Below are 18554 nucleotides of genomic sequence, written 5' to 3' on the forward strand. Positions count from 1 at the left end.
ATGAGATTATAGAATGATCACTGCAAGTAAGGGCATCGACTGGATTGTAGGAAAGCTGAAGAACGATCAATCTCCCGACGGCTCATGGAACTATCCCTTTGAAACAGGAATTTCAACAGATGCATATATGATTATTTTATTAAGGACATTGGAATTACATGATGAAGAATTAATCCAAGGGTTAGCTGAGCGATTATTATCCAGGCAGGAAAAGAATGGTGCTTGGAAAATATTTTACGATGAGGGCGAAGGAAATCTGACAGCCACCATTGAGGCCTATTACGCTCTACTTTATTCAGGGTATTATCAAAAGAACGACCGACGTTTGAGGGCAGCCAAAATATTTATTTTGGCGAATGGCGGCTTAGAAGAAGCAAGCATGTATACAAAGGTGATGCTGGCCATAACCGGACAATATAACTGGCCGAAATTTTCTCCGATGCCAGTTGAAATCATTCTTTTGCCGCTTAGTTTCCCCGTTAACTTTTACTCTTTTTCCGTTTTCGGCAGGGCAAATCTTACTCCCATTATGATTTTGGCAGATAAAAAGTTCACCCTCACCACAGCAAAAAGTCCAAATTTATCGGAATTGCAGATAGACCGAAACACACCTGACCCATGGATTCGAACAAGCGAAATGCGGTCGCTGTTTTCCTTCCTTGAAGATGGTGTGAAAAATTTACTCGGATTACCTGGTGACCTCCACAGATTAGCCATCGAACGGGCCAAAAAATATATGCTCGACCGAATAGAGACGGATGGTACGTTTTACAGCTATTATAGCTGCACATTTTTAATGATTTTCGCACTCCTCTCACTGGGGTACAAAAAGACAGACCCGATTATTATCAATGCGGTAAATGGAATTAAGTCTATGAAATGTGAGATCAAAGGCCTGCCCCATATGCAGTACACGACGGCAAATGTTTGGAATACCTCATTAATTGGTTATGCGCTGCAGGGGGCAGGTATTGTACCGGAAGATCCAATGATCGTGAGGGCAAACCAATATTTATTAGAAAGGCAGCATCATAAGTTCGGTGATTGGGTGATTCATAATCCGAACAGTCTGCCGGGGGGCTGGGGGTTTTCCCATGTGAACCATATACTCCCGGATGTTGATGATACCACCGCCTCACTGCGCTCGATTTCAAGAATCGCTTCCACTCATCTTAACACTTGGGATCGAGGGATTAATTGGATTTTTTCGATGCAAAATGATGATGGCGGCTGGGCAGCCTTTGAAAAAAACGTCAATTCGAAGATTGTTGAGTTTTTACCCGTTGAAAAAGGGAAGTATATGTTATTGGACCCTACTTGTGCAGATCTTACGGGCCGGACCCTTGAATTCTTCGGGAATTTTACGAATCTATCACGCAACCATGAGGATGTGAAAAAAGCTGTCAAATGGCTTATAAAAAACCAGGAAAAGAACGGATCTTGGTATGGAAGATGGGGAATTTGCTACCTTTACGGGACATGGGCAGCGATCACAGGACTTTTATCGGTCGGAGTCCCTGCCGCTGAACCGGCTGTCGTAAAGGCGGTAAATTGGCTGAAGAGCACTCAAAATGATGATGGTGGCTGGGGCGAATCTTGTCACAGTGATAATCAGGAAACCTATGTCCCGCTCCGCGCAAGTACGTTGACGCATACCGCCTGGGCACTTGATGCCTTGATCGCAGCAACGGATCAGCCAACAAAAGAGATTGATAGGGGAATTTCGTATTTGCTCGCTTCGCTCGAAAAAGAGGATTGGACAATAGACTATCCAAAGGGCCAAGGTATGGCGGGCGCCTTTTACATCCACTATCACAGCTACCGCTATGTTTTCCCGTTAATCGCCCTTACGCATTATCAAAAGAAATTTGGATATTAAAATAGCAAAAACATCGAAGGCACGCCCCTCGATGTTTTTATTCTTCAATTAATTTGGTTAGTTGCTTGTATATCTCAACAATCTCCTCCATCCTCATTCGGACAAGTCCACTTGAGGATGGTGCGATAAAATCAATCGTCCCCGGAACAACCGATTCCGTTTGTACCCCCCATGGCGCCGTTTTTCGGCCACTATATTCCTGGTACACGCCTTTCCCGACAAAACAAACCACTTTCGGTTTAAACCGTTGAATCTTTTCTTTTAAAATTTCTCTACCCTCGCGATATTCTTCCTTGGTAATTTCATCCGCCGCCTTAGTTGGCCTGGCCACAATATTAGTGAACCCATAACCCCTTTCTACTAAATCCCCATCCTCTGAGGCTTCATATTTTCTTGGTGTCAGCCCCGCTTCAAAAAGAATTTTCCAAAAGCGGTTGTTTGGATTTGCATAATGATGCCCTACTTCACCTGAACGAATACTTGGATTAAATCCCACAAATAAAATCGTTAAATTTTCCTTTAAATGATCATCAATTGGTTTCATTATCCTGCCTGCACCTTAAATATTTATTTTAGTTCCCTCTAATAGTTTATCAAAATAAATGTGCTTCCAAAAATAGTTTCCAAAGATTAAGAAATAAAAAATTGCACACCGCGAAAAGAAGTAATCATGCTTGCAAGCAATCCAACAATCGAGACAATCAACAGCGAATAAAAAAGTTTTGCATCCTGGAGCAAAAACAAGGCAGCAAAAATGATCATTGTGTCCATTGCAAAAATAATCACACCGACATTGACCTTTGACCATTTTGCCAAAAGCAATGCTAGTAAATCCATTCCTCCAGGGCTAATATGATTTCTTAACATCACCCCGACCCCAATCCCAATGATGACTGCACCGATAATCACACTGCTCATAATCGGTAAATGGATGACGCCGTTTAATGGAATCAGCAATTCAATCATCAGTCCGGAGATGATGGCTCCAATAATCCCATTAATAAAATAAAGCGGATTGGATTTAAAGGCAAACATATAGACAGGAAAATTAAGGAGAATGAAAATTAATCCGGCTTTAAATCCCCATAGATAATTTATAATCAGGCTTATTCCTATAAACCCGCCATTGATTAAATGAAATGGAATAATAAATCCATTTAGACCGATACCAATTAATGTACTCCCAAAGCCAATAACCATCATTTTTTTTACCATGCAATCCATCCTTGTCCTATACTCTTTTTACTACATATATGTCCAAGAGAAAAACTTATTCGACCAGATGGAATTTAATGATATTCTAATTCATACTTAGGTGTGTTTTCCGCTCCAATCAACTTTGTTTTGAAAAATCAACATTGTTCTTTAACACAGTCTTTAAATAAAATAGAGCCGTCAGCATAACGGCTCTATGAGTGTTAAAAAGTATTATATACATTCGCGCATGTGTCGGATGTTGGTTCATAAAAGCAATGCAGCTTGTATCGAGAAACAAACGGCTGATCATACCATGTACTTGGGCAATCACCATCCGGTCTAAAATACCATAGGCTGAATTTTGCCGGCCAAAATCTTTGCCCGTCGATTACCTTTTGCGCTAAACGTCTTTCAGATGATCTTGGTGATTGATAAAAATATCCATGTGTAACTGCTTCAAATGCATGTGGTTGAAACACCATTTGCGGAATGGTGCGAAGTCCTTTAAAATCAGAACAGTTTGCACGTATTCGGTTAATTCCCACATTCCCGATGAGAAGCATCCCAAGATCCCCTTCTCCCTCACCTTCAGCCCGAAGCAACCTGGCTAACAGGTCGATATCGGATTTTCTTGCCCTCACTACAGCCATCACGCCACCTCCATGTTGTTCACCTATAGCATATTCTTAGGAGGGAAGTGATGACCAATAATTTTTTGGCTGTTTTCATGAACTTTGTTGCTCTCTTACTGATTTTACTCACATTAAAACTATTGTACAAAGCTGAAGATTTCCAAGGCGATCAAGTCCGAATGAATCCCTCATTTAGACTGAGATGTTGATTTCAAAGACGATTGAGTCTTAATCAACAGGCCCTTTTATCTATTCTAAAAACAATATTCTTTGTAAAAACAGCCTTTTTTAAAGTGTAACCAAGGCATCTAAGGCTATTTTTATTCCATCATCCACTGCCTCTTTAACCTTGTCCGTATGCGGATTGTATGTATTTCGTAAATCGGCATCGGCATAACCGTCAATGGCCACAATCGCTCCAGCCTTCATTCCTCTTAAAGACGAAATGATATATAAAGCGGAAATTTCCATTTCAACTGCAAGAACACCGGCCTTCTGATAAAGGGCATGAGGAAATTCCAAAACTCCTTGATAAAATACATCTAAGGTCAAGGTGATTCCAGAATGAACATCAAGTTCATTCCTTTTCGCTGCATCAACTAACGCCTCCACAATCTTAGCGTCCGCAACAGCAGGGAAACCTTGCGGGACTAACTGGCTTGTCAGCCCGTCACAACGGACAGCGGCCTTACTAATCACAAGACTGCCCGGTGTTACATCAGCTTGATAGGAGCCGGCTGTTCCGACCCGGATGATTTGCTGTACTCCCCCAAGGGCCAATTCTTCAAAACAAACGGCTGCACCAGGAGAACCTACCCCATGACTAACCACGCCTACCTCGACACCGTTCCATTTTCCTTTGAAACTATGATACTCCCTGCTTTCTGCTAAAAGCGTGACATTTTCAAGTAGGGAGGCAATTTTTTTTGCCCGAAAAGGATCACCACAGACTAGAACTCGTTTTGGCAGCTCCTCCGGATTGATTTTTAAATTAGGCAGCTTATTAGTCATAATCTTTGTGCTCCCATTCATCCTCTGGAATTGGCAGATCTTCTCCTGAAAATCTTTCTTCTTTAAAGGGATCTCCATTTAAATGAAAACCGTTTTGTTCCCAAAAGCCCGGTTGGTTTTCCTTCATAAATTGGAATCCTTGCACCCATTTGACACTTTTCCAGAAATATAAATGCGGCAGCACAAGGCGAAGCGGCCAGCCATGCTTAGCAGACAGCGGCTTTCCATCAAAAGTATGTGCTAAAAGACAGTCATCTCGTAATAAATCTTCAAGTGGTACATTGGCAGTATAATCCTGATCGCCATGGACCATCACATATTTTCCGGTCGGATTTACTCCGGCAGCTTCTAGAAAATCTTTAAATAGAACGCCTTGAAACGTATTATCAAACCTTGACCATCTTGTTACACAATGAATATCGCACGTTACAGATGTTTGTGGCATGGCTAGAATATCTGCGTACTTAAAAACTTTTTCCTCTTCAACTTCACCAAATAATTTGAGTGTCCAAGTGTCTAAATCATAAGTTGGGATTTCACCCTCATGAAGAATCGGGAACCGTTCCGTGAGAACTTGCCCTTGTGGAAGCCGGGATGCTAATTCGGGATTATCATTAACCGGTACTTTCATTTTTTTGATTTTTTCAGCTTTATTCATTTTATTCTCCTCCTTACCTAGAGCTTTGCTGGCCTGATTGATTTTGATCGACGCCCTTATCCTTTAAGAAGAACATGGCGAGAAGTGTTAAGACAAACGGGATCATCATTGTAAATTGAGTCGGTACCGATAAACCTTGTAATCTTGTACTTAATGCATCCATTAATCCAAATAATAGACTTGAAGCCAATACTCCAATTGGATGTGACTGTCCCAGCATCATTGCCACCAATGCAATAAATCCCCTGCCGGAACTCATACCTTCTGAGAACATCGTTACCTGCCCTAGGGAAAGCTGTGCACCTGCAAGCCCGCAAAGCGCACCGCATAAGGCAATGGCTAAGTATTGCCAGGTCTGTACTTTTATACCGACTGTTTTGGAAGCTGCTGCATTGAATCCAACAGCAAGCATACGAAAACCTGCAACGGTTTTGTAAAAAAAGATATAGAATAAAATGGCTAGAATAATGGCCAAATAAACTAATGGGGAGTGCCCAGAAAAAACATCACCAAAAAAAGGAATTTTATCGATCACTGGGATCTTCCAGTGAGGTAAGCCCTCCATATCTTTGTTGTAATACGCACCTTTCACATGAAAGATCGTTCGTAAAAAGAAAGTCGTCAGGCCTAATCCTAAAAAGTTAATCGCGACCCCAACCACAATTTCATTGGCCTTCATTTTAATCGTCATAAAGCCAAATAAAAGTGAAAGCAGCACACTGCTCGCTGCGGCCATGAGGACAGCTAAAATTAGGTTATGAGTATAGTAATTTCCAACAACCGCTGTGAAGGCACCTGTTATGATCAGCCCTTCTAAGCCCACATTAAAAATTCCGACCCGGGTGCAAAGCATTCCGCCAAGTGCAGCTAACAGAATCGGAGCCACCATGCGGATGGTTGAACTTAACAACGAAACATCAAACAGCTGCTCCATCTGCCTTCCTCCTTTTCTTGATGACTTTAAAGCCTTTAAAAGCAAACTTAGCTGATATAAATAGAATAATGACGGCCTGAATCACGCTAGAAATCTCAAGCGGTACATCTGTATTTCGTTCTACTCCCATCGCTCCTGTCTGCAATGCAGCAAGTAAAATCGATGTAAAGATGGTCCCAATCGGATTCGAATTGGCCAATAAGGCAGCCATTAAGCCTGTCCAGGCATAGCTTGGAGCAGTTAAGGCACCGTCAATAAAACGGTAATGTGTCCCCATAATTTCAAACGTACCGGCAAGTCCTGATAAAGCCCCGCTGATAAACATCGAGAGTAGCATAATTTTTTGCTTATGAATCCCCCCATAGGACGCAAAAAAAGGATTTTTTCCCAGCATGGAAATTTGATACCCTGTCGAAGTAAATCGGAAACAAATATATAACACGAGGGCAAATAGGATAGCGAAGACAAATCCAAGGTGCAAGGGCATACCCGCAAATAATTTTGGCAGCCAGAGATGTGCATCAAGCATTTTGGTCTGGGCTAATGCAGCCGATCCGGTCCGGTCTTGAAACGGTTTTGAAACTAGATAACTAGCAAAATAAGTAGCAATATAGTTTAAGAGCAAGGTAGAAATAACCAATTGAACCTTAAACTTTAACTCCATCCAGCCGGCTAATAGTGACCATACTCCTCCCGCCATAATTCCTGCCAAAAGGGCACCGATCATTTTCACAACGAATGGTCCGGGTAAATACAACGCCGTTAAGGCTGCAGCAATTCCGCCAAAAACCAGCTGCCCTTCCGCACCAAGATTAAAGACCCCAGCTCGAAATGCAAACCCGACACCTAGGGCAATGAGTAAAATTGGAGTCGCTCTCGCTAAAGTGGAAGTAACGAAATAGAAGTTCCCAAAGGCGCCATTCCACATTTCGGTATAGGTTTGGATAATCGATCCATGGACGATTTGAATGGCCGCCATACCAACAATCAGGCCAAGAACGATGGCTAGAATCGGCTGTATTAGGGCATTAAGCTGTTGTCTCAATCGATTCATTTAAAGTTCCTCCTGCCATCAAAATACTTAATTTTTCTTCGGTTGCCTCTTTCCCGGATAACTCCCCAACCACTCTGCCTTCATACATAACAAGGATTCGGTCCGATAAAGTCATAATTTCCGTTAACTCAGAAGAGACGAGAAGAATCGCTCCACCCTCGTTTCGTTTTTCCATAAGGGCATCATGAATGACCTCCATTGCACCGATATCAACCCCTCTTGTCGGTTCAGCAGCGATGAGAAATGGTGTCTCGTGTCCGAGCTCTCTGGCAACGATCAGTTTTTGTAAATTTCCGCCAGATAAATTCCCGGCGTTGTTGTTTAAGTCACCAGCCTTTATTGAATATTTGCCAATCCATTTTTTGACGATTTGTTGAAAATCTCTTTTTAATAACCAATTCTTTTTCGAAAAAACAGGGTTACGATGGTATCCCATAAAGGCATTTTCTTCGACACTTGCCTCTTTTGCCGCCCCCCATAAATAGCGGTCTTCCGGGATATGGGCTAAACCCGCTTCTCTTCTATACTTAACGGACGAAAGAGTAATCTCTGTTCCCCCTAGTTCAATCCTGCCTTGCTCCACCTCGATCAGTCCCGATATCGCCTGAAGCAATTCGGATTGGCCATTGCCGGAAACACCGGCAATCCCGACAATCTCACCCTCAGAAACAGAAAAGGTAATACCATCGAGTAAAGGTTTTTCGGATTTCCCTTGGACCGTTATTCCCTGAACCTTAAGGAACTCATTTCCAACTGTTTGTTTACGATCCTTTAATTGAACGAGGTCCCGGCCAACCATCCTTTTCGCTAATTCATCTGCATTCGTATCCGCGATTTGAAAAGTTCCTGTTACCTTACCTCCTCTTAATACCGTTACCCGATCTGCCACTTCCATTACTTCATGCAGCTTGTGGGTAATAAGGATGATGCTCTTCCCCTTTTCTGCTAAAAACCGAATCGTCTTCAGCAATTCTTTTACCTCTAAAGGGGTTAACACCGCTGTCGGTTCGTCCAAAATGATGATGTCGGCCCCTTGGTAAAGGACTTTGACAATTTCGATGCGCTGCTGTTCCCCGACAGAACACTCCGACACCTTAACGGTTGGTCTAACAGGAATTCCAAAATTGTTTGAAACCTCCGAAACCAATTCAGCCGCTTTCTTACGATTAAAAAATCCTGCCTTCTTAGGCTCGCGGCCAATGACAATATTTTCTGTCACCGTTAAATTTGGAATTAACATAAAATGCTGATGAACCATGCCGATGCCATGACTTAGAGCATCTAATGGACTCTTAAAGTCAACCTTCTTGCCATCCAGCAAAATAGTGCCGGCACTCGGCTGTTCTAATCCATATAACATGCGCATAAGTGTAGTTTTTCCTGCCCCGTTTTCCCCAACGATAGCATGGACTTCCCCGGGATTTAAGGTAAACGATACATCAGAGTTTGCCTCAAAATTCCCGTAACGCTTTGTCATGTTTTTCATTTCCAATCGAGGCATCCTTTTTTCCCCCTTTAAACCTGTTTTTCATGGTGAAAGGGAAGCTATCTTCTAAAAATCTTTAGATAGCTTCCCTACTATGCATTAAGCGATTATTTTAACGGGTCTGTTACCGTTACTTTACCGGAAATGATGTCATCTTTAATGGCTTTTACCTTATCGATATTCGCTTGTCCAACAAATGGATTAAGCGGACTCTTGCTTTCTTTTGTTACATACGTTAGCCCGACTCCATCTTCCTTCAAGCCATAGGAAACCACTCCTGCTTTGTATGAGCCTTTTGCGAAATCTTTAATGGTTTCGTAGGCAGCCGCATCCGTTCCCTTTAATTGAGAAAGAACAACATGCTTTGGATCCACTTCGGTTCGGTCAACATCTTGTCCGGAAGTAAAGAATCCTTTTTCTTTTGCTGCTTCAAATACTCCTAAATCACCAACGGCTGAAGCACCTGCAACAAAATCTGCACCCTTAGAGGCTTGAAGCAGGGCAAGTTCTTTTGCCTTTGCTGGGTCTGTAAAGCTGCCAACATAGTTTACAAGAAATTGTGCTTTTGGATTTGTTGCTTTCAATCCTTCTTGGAATCCGCCTGTCCATTTCTTCATTAACGGTGCATCGATGGCTACAACCATCCCGACTTTATTCGTTTTAGTCGCAAGACCTGCAGCTGCTCCTAAAAGGTAAGCTGCTTCTTGTTCACGGAAAGTTACACTGCGGACGTTTGGTAAATCAACGGTTGTATCAATGATGGCAAATTGTTTATTTGGATTTTCAGTTGCCACTTTCTTTAAAGCATCTTCTGACTCAAAGGAAGAAGTAATGATCAAATCGTAATTCTCCGCTACAGCTGTACGAAGATTTTGTTCAATTGCTGCTTGGTCAGTTGACTCAATGGTTTTTACATCAACGTTAAATTCTTTTCCAGCCTTTTTAGCGCCTTCATCCATTTGTTGGAAGAAAGGGTTAACCCCAATTTTTTCCGGTAAAATTAACGCAACACGCTTCTTTTCTGAACCTTTCTCCTTGCTTTTTGAAGAAGAAGAATTTGCCCCTGAGCAGCCTGCTAACAAAAAGACAAAAATCGTAACTATTAATGCTAGTTTCTTCATGATGATCCCCCTTATTTATTTTTATAATATAATTCCTTCCTTTTTTAGGAAAAAGTTAACCATGATGATGTAGAGCAAAAAAAGTGCCCTTCCCATAAAGGAAGAGCACTTTTTCACCTCGACTCTCCCTTATCTTTCAGAGTATGTACTCTGCAGGATTTAGCACCTTCTGTTTGAATCAAACAGCGGTTGCCGGGTTTCATAGGGCCTGTCCCTCCACCACTCGCGATAAGGAATTATTTATTTTTTAAAAATAACTTATTTTTACTATATCAATAGTGTTTATGCCTGAATTATTTTAAAGTTTACAACTTTAAACCGAAAAAGTAAATATACTTTTTTTAAAAATTTTAAAAATTTTAAATTATTACTTGTAAACTATCTTATATATGATTTTCTTGAACCATATCGCCTGCGAAAAACAAATTTCCTTAAATCAACATCTTTTAAATTCCCGTCATAGCATAAAAACAATAAGGATTGAAATTCCTTATAATGCTGCATGACAAAAAGAGCGAACTCTTTGCGTTCGCTCTTCATTTTCAACTTTACCTCTTCCTTTGAAAGAATGTCTTCCAGCTGATCCTGATAATAAGCCTTCGTGTCTTCCCATTTCTTCTTGCGATTCACCAAAATATCTTGCCCATATTCCGGTAATTTTCCGATGACAATGTCGATATACCCTTCAGACCACATCAGCATTTTATCCTTCTCTGGAAGATCCAGAACCATTTTTAACAGCTCGGTATCCTCTACATTCTTTCCGCTCGCATATTTTCCGACCCGATTCATCTCATCACCTCTGACGTGATTCTTTAGGTCTTATTTTGCATCAAAACATGAAAGCTTATTTAGATAGCTTTACATCGATCGTTTTGAGCTTGCCATTGCGGTATACCCCAAACTTTACGGTATCTCCTACATTCACTTTCGTATATAAATATTTACGTAATTCGGAAGAGGAACCAATTTTCGTGCCATTCATGGAAACAATAACATCCTTCACTTCGAGCCCAGAACTTGAAGCAGCTGAATGCGGATCCACTTGCGTAATCATCACGCCCTTTTGGACACTGCTAGGCAGGTTTTGCCAATAAATTTGAGGAATTTGATCTAAATCTTCAAGACCAATGCCGATATATGGACGTTCAATTTTTCCATTTTTTATCAATTGATTAACAATTGGAATCGCGTCATTACTCGGGATCGCAAAGCCCAAACCTTCGACACCGTTCTCTGAAATCTTTAGGCTGTTAATGCCAATTACCTGTCCTTGTGAATTGATTAACGCACCACCGCTATTCCCCGGATTAATGGCAGCATCGGTTTGAATGACATTTGTGTCCCAGCTTCCTGCCGAGGTATCAACTGCAATGCTGCGGTTGGTTGCACTGATAATTCCCTGTGTTACTGTTCTAGAAAGGTCAAGTCCCAGCGGATTACCGATTGCATACACTTGATCACCAGGTCGAAGTGTGGATGAATCCCCAAAGCTTGCGGTTGCATTCACATATTTTGCATCAATTTTTAAGACAGCCAAGTCCGTTAAAGCATCGGTACCAACGACCTCTGCCTTTGTTTTTTCACCATTATATAAAGAAATTTCAAGTTTTGAAGCCCCTTCGACTACGTGGTTATTGGTTACGATATAGGCATCATTATTATTTTTTTGAAAAATCACCCCAGATCCAGAGCCTGTTTCAACACTTTGAGAGGAGGGGCTGGAATTACCAAAGAAATCACTATTTTGCTGTTTTTGATAGTTTTCAATTCCGACTATAGCTTTTGAGACCTTTTCAACTGTATCGGCAATGGATGCACCCGAACTTTTTGCCACCGTTGGCTGTGCCGTCACTGCTTTTACTTCCGTTGCAGCAGATTGGTTATCTGCTTTCTCAAAATAATTTTTCATATAGTCTGTATGCGGTAGAATCGTTAAGGTCAATACCGACCCGATTACACCTGCAGCTAAGGTTGAGGCGAAACCTTTTAAATTTCTTTTATTGTTGGGTTTCGGTTCTTCTTTGGAACGGGTTGCTTCTCCACCATGAGAGGCTGTAGTATATTCTCTGTAATTTGTTTCTTGTGTATGATGAGCCTCATAGGCAGATCGGCCAAAATCATGTGTGTTGGTTTCTTGGTCAACATTTGGTTTTTCTGCGTCCGATTCGTTTTGCGAGCTTGCCGGCATGGTAAGGTCAATGGATTGGGTTTCGTTTTGTTCGTTTTCTGGGTTTAAATCATCTTTATAATTCATAAGCTTTCGATCTCCTTTTGCTTATTATTGAATCATGTATTTATTCTTACTTTATCCAACAAATATGACGAAATTATTAACAAACTTTAAATGGTTTTGTAATAATACAAGAAAAAATATGAAAACTCGACTATTTTCTCCATATGAAAAAGCTGCAGCTTTTACACCGCAGCATTCTTTTCATTTTTAAAACGAATGATGAATTTTGTTCCTTTGTCTTTTTCACTAAAAACATCAATTTCCCCGTTATGAAGAACAATCAATTGTTTTACAATCGAAAGCCCTAAGCCAAATTCTCCGTATGGGTTACTGGTTCTTGAGATATCCGCTTTATAAAAGCGATGCCAAATATTCTCAACTTCTTTCGGGTCAATACCCACTCCAGTATCTTCAATTTCAATAATCGTATCGTTTTGTTCCGACCTGCCTCTCAGCCAAATCGTTCCATTTGTTGTGAATTGGATACTATTTTTAGTGATGTTAATCAAAATTTGAATGAGGCGGTCATAATCCGCATTCACATGTACATCAGGGTCTGCTTCCACAATAATTTGATTACTTTTCTCTTCTGCTTGCAGATATAATTGCTCTTGAATAATTTCAAGCACTTCCTGCAGCTGTATATCTTCACGGAACAACTGGATTTGATTCGAGCGGATTTTATCATAATCCAGGTTTTCATTGACGAGGCGGATCAATCGTTTCGCTTCCTGACTGACAAGATTGATTCCTTTTTCCTTATCTCCCTCAGGAATCATATTGTTTTTCAGTCCTTCAATCACCCCGCTGATGGTCGTTAAGGGGGTTCGTAATTCATGCGAAACATCGGACATAAACTGCCTTCTCCGATTTTCCAAGCTTTCAATTTCTTCCATAGAACGGTTGATTTTATTGACCATACGGTTAAAGTCGCTGGCTAATTCACCGATTTCATCAAAGTTGGAAGCAGGCACATTGACGTGGTAATTCCCCGCTGATACTTGCGATGTTGCTTCTTGGAGCCGTTTAATTCGATTTACATGTAATCTAGATAATAGCCAGCTAAGTAAAAATGAAACTCCCAGTGCAATGAGAATGGTATAGAGTAAAAATTGATTAACTTTTTCAATCATCGCACTTGTTCCGCTAATTGGTGAAGCTATAAGAATACCACCGTAAAATCGCCCATTATTTATATACGGTTTCACGACAAAGGTTACGCCTTCTGAACCAAAGGTTTTATAATCGGCATTGACCACAAGGGTATGGCCTTTGGCGATCTCCCTTAATTGTTCGGGTTCTAAATTGGTAATGGTCGGCCCGCGTTTACCCACCGAGTAGAGATTAAAACCTTGATCGAACATACTAAAGGTCATTTTCCTTTTGGATAAGACAGTGCTGTATTGATTGATAATTCGGCCAGTATCCTCTGGATTGTGGTCAATATCGGATATAATGGCCTTGCCATATGAAACCAGCTCATCCGCCTTATTTTCATAGACCAAACTTTCAATATAATGGGCAAACAATAGACTTAAAACTAAAAAAGCAACAATTATTATGCTAATATGGCTAAAAAATTGTTGATAGGCATACCTAAATTTCATCCGTTTTAATCGACTCATCGAATTTATATCCAACTCCCCATACAGTGTGGAAGAAAGGTTTTCCTGTCATTTCAACTTTTTTCCGCAGCCTTTTAATATGAACATCAACGGTCCGTTCATCACCGTAAAACTGGTAGCCCCAGACTCTTTCCAACAGCTGTTCTCTTGAGAAAACTTGCTTTGGATGCTCGATCATATAATATAACAAATCAAATTCTTTTGGCGTTAAATTGGTGATGTTCTCCCCGTCGACAATTACCTCTCGGGTATTTTTGCTGATTTTAAAATGCTCGGTCTCAAGAAATTCCTCTTGGGGATCTGTTACTTGGTTTTGAAATCTCCGTGTTACCGCTTTGATTCTTGCCATTAATGTGAGAGGACTAAACGGCTTTGTTACGTAATCGTCGGCACCCATTTCCAGGCCAAGTACCTGGTCTGACTCGCTGTCTTTTGCGGTTAGCATAATAATGGGCACCGAATGTTTATCTTCTCTAATTTTCCGGCAAATGGTGACTCCGTCCATTCCCGGTAGCATCCAATCGACAATGAGTGCGTCCCAGGTTTCGCTTTTAAAACGGTTATAGCCTTCTAGGCCGTTATTGATAAATTCTCCTTGTATTCCTTCTTTTGCAAAAAACATTTCAATCATTGTGCATACACTTTTATTATCTTCAATCACGAGTATTTTCAATATGATTCATCTCCTACATAAAAAACTACCTATTTCAAGTGTATACCAATTTTAGAGCTTATCAACCAAATGGAGGATTTCTTACATACTCTTTAAAACTTTGTTCATAGTTTATTAATAATTGGGATTGGTGAGGAAGTTTTGTGTGAGGTATTTGGTTTTTCAGAGAATTTTACTATTGGGAGTTGTGATTTTGTCGTTTATCGGGGCTATTGGTGATAGTTTGATGGCTTGATGCTGCTATTTTTGCCGCCTGTTAATGTAAAAAAATTACAAATTCTAAAATTCCCATTTTTATAGTGCCCGGCCAACTCTTTTTTACAACTGCACAGGCACCATGAACCCTTGTCAGTGCCCGCGCAACTCGTTTTTTCATCTGTACGGGTACTATTAGACCCTGTCAGTACCCGCTACAATCGATTTTCCACCTGCACGGGCACCAACCAACTAACTTACTCCCCCATAAATTCACGGCTCCAAAATCAACTTACCGCTAGTCTTTCGAGACTGGAGCATACGATGAACAGAAGCAGCTTCCCGCAATGGGTAAACGCCCCCAATTGTAAGCTTAAGCTTGCCGTCCCCAAGATAAGTAAGTAACTCCATCAAACTCGGCTGCAGTAACTCCGGTTTTCTCATTATTTGCGGCAAGAAAAACCCAATGACCGATTGATTTCGTGCCATCAAGCTAGACGGATAAAAACGGTTCTGCTCACCGCTCGCCACCCCATAAATCACTAATCTGCCAAAAGTAGCAAGACATTTCAGCGTTTTATTAAACACCTCTCCGCCCGCCATTTCAAGCGCAACATCAACACCCCTGCCACCGGTCGCTTCTAGAACCTGCAGCCCCCAATCTTCCTCGGTATAATTGACTAAAACATCTGCCCCCATCTCCGCTGCAAGCGACAACTTTTCAGCACTGCTTGCCGTCGCAATCACCTTCCCAGCACCAAACAATTTCGCCAGCTGAACGGCAATCGTCCCAACACCGCCCGCAGCCGCATGAATTAGAACACTTTCGCCCTTCTCCAACCGCCCCATTGTTTTTAAGATATGATAAGCACTCAGGCCTTGGAGTGGCAAAGCAGCTGCAGTCCGGAAATCTAATTGTTCAGGAAGGGGAATCAAGGATTGTTCATCCACAACTGCAAATTCCGCATATCCGCCCGATTCAATCAAGGTCACAACCCGATCGCCAGGCGACACATTTTTAACTTGATCACCCACCTTGCTAACTACACCGGCAATTTCTGCCCCCGGAACAAATGGCAGCGGAGTTGGTACCACATACTGACCTTCCCTTCGTGCGGTGTCCGCATAATTAACGCCAATAGCTTTAATTTCAATTAACACATTACGGCCAGTTGGTACAGGCTTTTCTTTTTCCACCAATTGAAGAACTTCTGGACCGCCATATTCACTAAATTGTATTACTTTCATCTTATCTCCTACTTTCCTCGAATTCCTGCGGCATGCTGAATAAGGCTTTTCACAAATTGATTAAAATGAGCGAAACGTGAATCAGTTGTCTGCCCCATTTGATAGCGGTAATAGATTTGCTGGCAAATCACCGCAAGCTTAAAGTAAGCAAAAGTTAAATAGAAATGAATAGTAGATACATCCCGCCCACTCTTTTTCGCATATAAATCAATAAATTCATTTCTTGCTAAAAATCCATCCAAAACTGTTACCGGCGGCTTTCCAAATGCGTTTTTCAATAAATCTGGATCATCCGCTTGAATCCAATAACTCATCGCCGCCCCTAAATCAACGAGCGGGTCGCCGACTGTTGTCATCTCCCAATCAAATAAACCTACCATTTCAGTTAACTTTTCATTAAACATCGCGTTATTCAATTTATAATCGTAATGAATGATGGCTGCCTCGTGTTTTTTAGGAGTATGATCCACCAGCCATTTCATTAATCTATTCACTTCAGCTACCTCATCTGTCTTAGAACGTTCATATCTTCCTATCCAGCCATGGACCTGTCTTTCCATAAACCCCGCTGGTTTGCTTATTTCGGCAAGACCTGTCTGTTGATAATCAATCGAGTGCAGTTTAACAAGCTTTTCAACCATCACTTCAGAAATCTGACGGCAAAGCTCCTTCGTTACCCCAACACCCTCTGGAAAAGAACTATCAAGAACGATCCCTTTTTTCCTTTCCATAATAAAAAACGGACTGCCCACAATCTCTAGCCTATTGGAAAATAATATCGGTTTCGGTGCCACAGGAAAAATCGGATGAAGTTCAGAAAGGATTTTACACTCTCTTTTCATATCATGGGCTTTGGGGGCAACCGGACCTAAAGGAGGACGTCTAAGCACCGCTTCCCAATTCCCGATCCTTAATTGATAGGTTAAATTCGAGTGACCGGCCGAAAATTGCAAAACTTCAAGTGGATGATTCGGCAAATTTTCAATATTAGCCCGTAAAAACTGTTCAAGAATAGGAAGATTTAAGCACTCACCTTTTCGAACCGGAATAGTATCATGACTTATTTGATGTGGCATCGTATCCCTCCACTTTCGTTCACCAAATTCATATTTCATACTAACTAGTCAGTATGAAAACGATCGTAGAAAGGTGTAAAATACCCTCTACATCGATTTATTTTACTTGAATTCCTTTTAGAATCATTTCCACAAAAATTTCAGCAACCTCGCTGTCAGAGGATTTACCGCTTGGATTAAACCACTGATAGCTCCAATTCGTAATCCCAAGAATCCCAAACGTAATGATAGAAGCATTTAAATCGGGACGGAATTCGCCGAGCTTCATCCCTTCAATGATCAAGCCTTCAATATTTAAACGGAATTGATCTCTTTTTGGGACAACAATGGCAAGGCGTTCTTCACTTAGATTCTTCATTTCTCTGAAAAAGATTTTTGCTGCCTGTCCCTGGGTTTTAATATTCGTAATCAGCATACGGACAATCTCAAATAATTTTTCCTTACAGCTTTTGCTGTTGTCGTTTAAAATCCGTTCCTGGTGCTGCAGCAATTCATTGATATAGCCAAGATGGATATCTAAAAGTAATTCTTCTTTACTGGAAAAATAATAATAAAACGTTCCTTTTGTGACACCAATTGACTCAACTAAATCCTGTATGGACGTTTCGCTGAAGCCCTTTTTTTCAAATAAACGGATGCTTTGTTCTGTAATTTTTTCTTTCACACCTATGTCCCCGCAATCTGTAATAAATCTAAAGAAAATTATACCATATCTCTGGATCGCTCCCTTATACGCATTTTCGTTTTTTACATTGCTGCTGTTCCGCCATCAACTACTAATATATTACCCGTAACATAGTTTGAGGCATTTGAGGCAAGAAACAGTGCGGCGCCTTTTAAATCGTCATCTGTACCAAATCGGCGTAAAGGGGTTCCCGCCAAGATCGCTTCTTTTCCATGTTCAATTAATCCCTTTGACATTTTCGTTGGGAAGAACCCAGGGGCAATTGCATTCACATGAATATTGTATTTCCCCCACTTCACGGCGAGATCCTTTGTAAATGTTATAACGGCCCCCTTGCTCGTGTTATAGCCAATCGCATCCATTAATCTTGGGTCGGTTCCGCCAAATCCGGCAACGGAAGCAATATTGATAATTTTTCCTGACCGCTGTTCAATCATCTCTTTTCCCACTGCCTGACTCATCAAAAAGGTTCCGGTTACATTGACATCAATGACCTTTTTCCAAGCTTCAAGCGGCATTTCTGCTGCAGGTGCGCCCCATGTTGCCCCACTGTTATTAACAAGGATATCAATCGAACCAAAAGCCTTTTTGGTTTCTGCAATAACATGGGCCACATCCTCCGGATTGGCAATATCACATTTAAGTGCAAGCGTTTTTACCCCTAGTTTTTCCAACTGCCCAGCCACTTCTTGGCACGCCTCCACCATTCGTGAGCATAGAACAACATTTGCCCCCGCTTCTGCAAAACCTTGGGCAATTTGGGCACCAAGGCCGCGGCCTCCTCCTGTAACAATCGCTGTTTTACCCGTTAAATCAAAAAGTTTTAATACTTCCATTTTACGAT

18 protein-coding genes and 1 riboswitch are annotated in these 18554 nt (G+C 41.2%); of the genes, 1 reads left to right on the forward strand and 17 read right to left on the reverse strand.

The genetic code is table 11. From position 1 onward, the window contains the following. Positions 1–13: 13 nt before the first annotated feature. Positions 14–1879 (forward strand): squalene--hopene cyclase, encoded by a 1866-nt coding sequence (gene shc, locus RCG21_RS22720; protein ID WP_133337744.1) that lies wholly within the window; start codon positions 14–16, stop codon positions 1877–1879. 37 nt (positions 1880–1916) lie between these two features. On the opposite strand, the gene RCG21_RS22725 is transcribed toward shc, so the two are convergent. From RCG21_RS22725 to RCG21_RS22805, 17 genes are all read right to left on the reverse strand, one after another. Continuing rightward, positions 1917–2423 carry a mismatch-specific DNA-glycosylase gene (locus RCG21_RS22725; RefSeq protein ID WP_133337746.1) on the reverse strand — a complete coding sequence of 169 codons (507 nt, stop codon included), beginning with the start codon at positions 2421–2423 and terminating at the stop codon, positions 1917–1919. 86 nt (positions 2424–2509) lie between these two features. Continuing rightward, entirely contained in the window at positions 2510–3094 is a 585-nt protein-coding gene (locus tag RCG21_RS22730; protein ID WP_308913804.1) for a YitT family protein, read from the reverse strand. Positions 3095–3297: 203 nt separating this feature from the next. Then, positions 3298–3726, reverse strand: a complete 429-nt coding sequence (locus RCG21_RS22735) for a cell wall hydrolase (RefSeq protein ID WP_026576895.1) — start codon at positions 3724–3726, stop codon at positions 3298–3300. Between the two features lie 270 nt (positions 3727–3996). Further along, positions 3997–4719, reverse strand: coding sequence for a nucleoside phosphorylase (locus tag RCG21_RS22740; RefSeq protein WP_308913805.1), 723 nt, complete (start codon positions 4717–4719; stop codon positions 3997–3999). Then, positions 4712–5377, reverse strand: a complete 666-nt coding sequence (locus tag RCG21_RS22745) for a sulfite oxidase-like oxidoreductase (protein WP_308913806.1) — start codon at positions 5375–5377, stop codon at positions 4712–4714. The genes RCG21_RS22740 and RCG21_RS22745 overlap by 8 nt, the downstream gene beginning before the upstream one ends. A 13-nt stretch (positions 5378–5390) precedes the next feature. Continuing rightward, positions 5391–6311: an ABC transporter permease gene (locus RCG21_RS22750; protein ID WP_308913807.1), complete on the reverse strand. Its 921-nt coding sequence runs from the start codon at positions 6309–6311 to the stop codon at positions 5391–5393. After that, a complete protein-coding gene (locus RCG21_RS22755) occupies positions 6295–7365 on the reverse strand; it encodes an ABC transporter permease (RefSeq protein ID WP_308913808.1) in 1071 nt (356 codons plus the stop codon). The genes RCG21_RS22750 and RCG21_RS22755 overlap by 17 nt, the downstream gene beginning before the upstream one ends. Next, entirely contained in the window at positions 7340–8866 is a 1527-nt protein-coding gene (locus RCG21_RS22760) for an ABC transporter ATP-binding protein (protein WP_308913809.1), read from the reverse strand. Before RCG21_RS22760 ends, RCG21_RS22755 begins: the two co-directional genes overlap by 26 nt. A 92-nt stretch (positions 8867–8958) precedes the next feature. Further along, complete coding sequence (locus RCG21_RS22765) at positions 8959–9972, reverse strand: BMP family protein (protein WP_308913810.1); 1014 nt, start codon at positions 9970–9972, stop codon at positions 8959–8961. 126 nt (positions 9973–10098) lie between these two features. Continuing rightward, positions 10099–10207: riboswitch (SAM riboswitch) on the reverse strand. A 143-nt stretch (positions 10208–10350) separates the two neighbouring features. Next, on the reverse strand, positions 10351–10764 hold the full coding sequence (locus RCG21_RS22770) for a hypothetical protein (RefSeq protein ID WP_308913811.1): 414 nt from the start codon (positions 10762–10764) through the stop codon (positions 10351–10353). Between the two features lie 55 nt (positions 10765–10819). Further along, entirely contained in the window at positions 10820–12229 is a 1410-nt protein-coding gene (locus tag RCG21_RS22775; protein ID WP_133337764.1) for a S1C family serine protease, read from the reverse strand. A gap of 161 nt (positions 12230–12390) precedes the next feature. Continuing rightward, positions 12391–13815: a sensor histidine kinase gene (locus tag RCG21_RS22780; RefSeq protein ID WP_133338062.1), complete on the reverse strand. Its 1425-nt coding sequence runs from the start codon at positions 13813–13815 to the stop codon at positions 12391–12393. Next, entirely contained in the window at positions 13805–14506 is a 702-nt protein-coding gene (locus tag RCG21_RS22785; protein WP_133337766.1) for a response regulator transcription factor, read from the reverse strand. The genes RCG21_RS22780 and RCG21_RS22785 overlap by 11 nt, the downstream gene beginning before the upstream one ends. Positions 14507–14974: 468 nt before the next feature. After that, the gene (locus RCG21_RS22790) at positions 14975–15949 is read right to left on the reverse strand and encodes a quinone oxidoreductase family protein (protein ID WP_308913812.1); all 975 of its coding nucleotides are present in this window, start codon (positions 15947–15949) and stop codon (positions 14975–14977) included. A gap of 8 nt (positions 15950–15957) precedes the next feature. Further along, entirely contained in the window at positions 15958–17025 is a 1068-nt protein-coding gene (locus RCG21_RS22795) for a phosphotransferase family protein (protein ID WP_308913813.1), read from the reverse strand. A gap of 97 nt (positions 17026–17122) precedes the next feature. Beyond that, complete coding sequence (locus RCG21_RS22800; protein ID WP_308913814.1) at positions 17123–17689, reverse strand: TetR/AcrR family transcriptional regulator; 567 nt, start codon at positions 17687–17689, stop codon at positions 17123–17125. A gap of 83 nt (positions 17690–17772) precedes the next feature. Continuing rightward, entirely contained in the window at positions 17773–18546 is a 774-nt protein-coding gene (locus RCG21_RS22805; RefSeq protein WP_308913815.1) for an SDR family oxidoreductase, read from the reverse strand. Between the last annotated feature and the right edge of the window lie 8 nt (positions 18547–18554).

The sequence above is a fragment of the Bacillus salipaludis genome, from assembly GCF_030938565.1.
Classification (GTDB): domain Bacteria; phylum Bacillota; class Bacilli; order Bacillales; family Cytobacillaceae; genus Neobacillus; species Neobacillus salipaludis_A.

Bases quoted from the DNA above. Each gene is read 5' to 3' on its own strand.
- RCG21_RS22780 (WP_133338062.1), bottom strand. From the start codon at position 13,815: ATGAAATTTAGGTATGCCTATCAACAATTTTTTAGCCATATTAGCATA.
- RCG21_RS22730 (WP_308913804.1), bottom strand. From the start codon at position 3,094: ATGGTAAAAAAAATGATGGTTATTGGCTTTGGGAGTACATTAATTGGT.
- RCG21_RS22745 (WP_308913806.1), bottom strand. From the start codon at position 5,377: ATGAATAAAGCTGAAAAAATCAAAAAAATGAAAGTACCGGTTAATGAT.
- RCG21_RS22740 (WP_308913805.1), bottom strand. From the start codon at position 4,719: ATGACTAATAAGCTGCCTAATTTAAAAATCAATCCGGAGGAGCTGCCA.
- RCG21_RS22750 (WP_308913807.1), bottom strand. From the start codon at position 6,311: ATGGAGCAGCTGTTTGATGTTTCGTTGTTAAGTTCAACCATCCGCATG.
- RCG21_RS22770 (WP_308913811.1), bottom strand. From the start codon at position 10,764: ATGAATCGGGTCGGAAAATATGCGAGCGGAAAGAATGTAGAGGATACC.
- RCG21_RS22790 (WP_308913812.1), bottom strand. From the start codon at position 15,949: ATGAAAGTAATACAATTTAGTGAATATGGCGGTCCAGAAGTTCTTCAA.
- RCG21_RS22725 (WP_133337746.1), bottom strand. From the start codon at position 2,423: ATGAAACCAATTGATGATCATTTAAAGGAAAATTTAACGATTTTATTT.
- RCG21_RS22755 (WP_308913808.1), bottom strand. From the start codon at position 7,365: ATGAATCGATTGAGACAACAGCTTAATGCCCTAATACAGCCGATTCTA.
- RCG21_RS22795 (WP_308913813.1), bottom strand. From the start codon at position 17,025: ATGCCACATCAAATAAGTCATGATACTATTCCGGTTCGAAAAGGTGAG.
- RCG21_RS22760 (WP_308913809.1), bottom strand. From the start codon at position 8,866: ATGCCTCGATTGGAAATGAAAAACATGACAAAGCGTTACGGGAATTTT.
- RCG21_RS22775 (WP_133337764.1), bottom strand. From the start codon at position 12,229: ATGAATTATAAAGATGATTTAAACCCAGAAAACGAACAAAACGAAACC.
- RCG21_RS22735 (WP_026576895.1), bottom strand. From the start codon at position 3,726: ATGGCTGTAGTGAGGGCAAGAAAATCCGATATCGACCTGTTAGCCAGG.
- RCG21_RS22805 (WP_308913815.1), bottom strand. From the start codon at position 18,546: ATGGAAGTATTAAAACTTTTTGATTTAACGGGTAAAACAGCGATTGTT.
- shc (WP_133337744.1), top strand. From the start codon at position 14: ATGATCACTGCAAGTAAGGGCATCGACTGGATTGTAGGAAAGCTGAAG.
- RCG21_RS22765 (WP_308913810.1), bottom strand. From the start codon at position 9,972: ATGAAGAAACTAGCATTAATAGTTACGATTTTTGTCTTTTTGTTAGCA.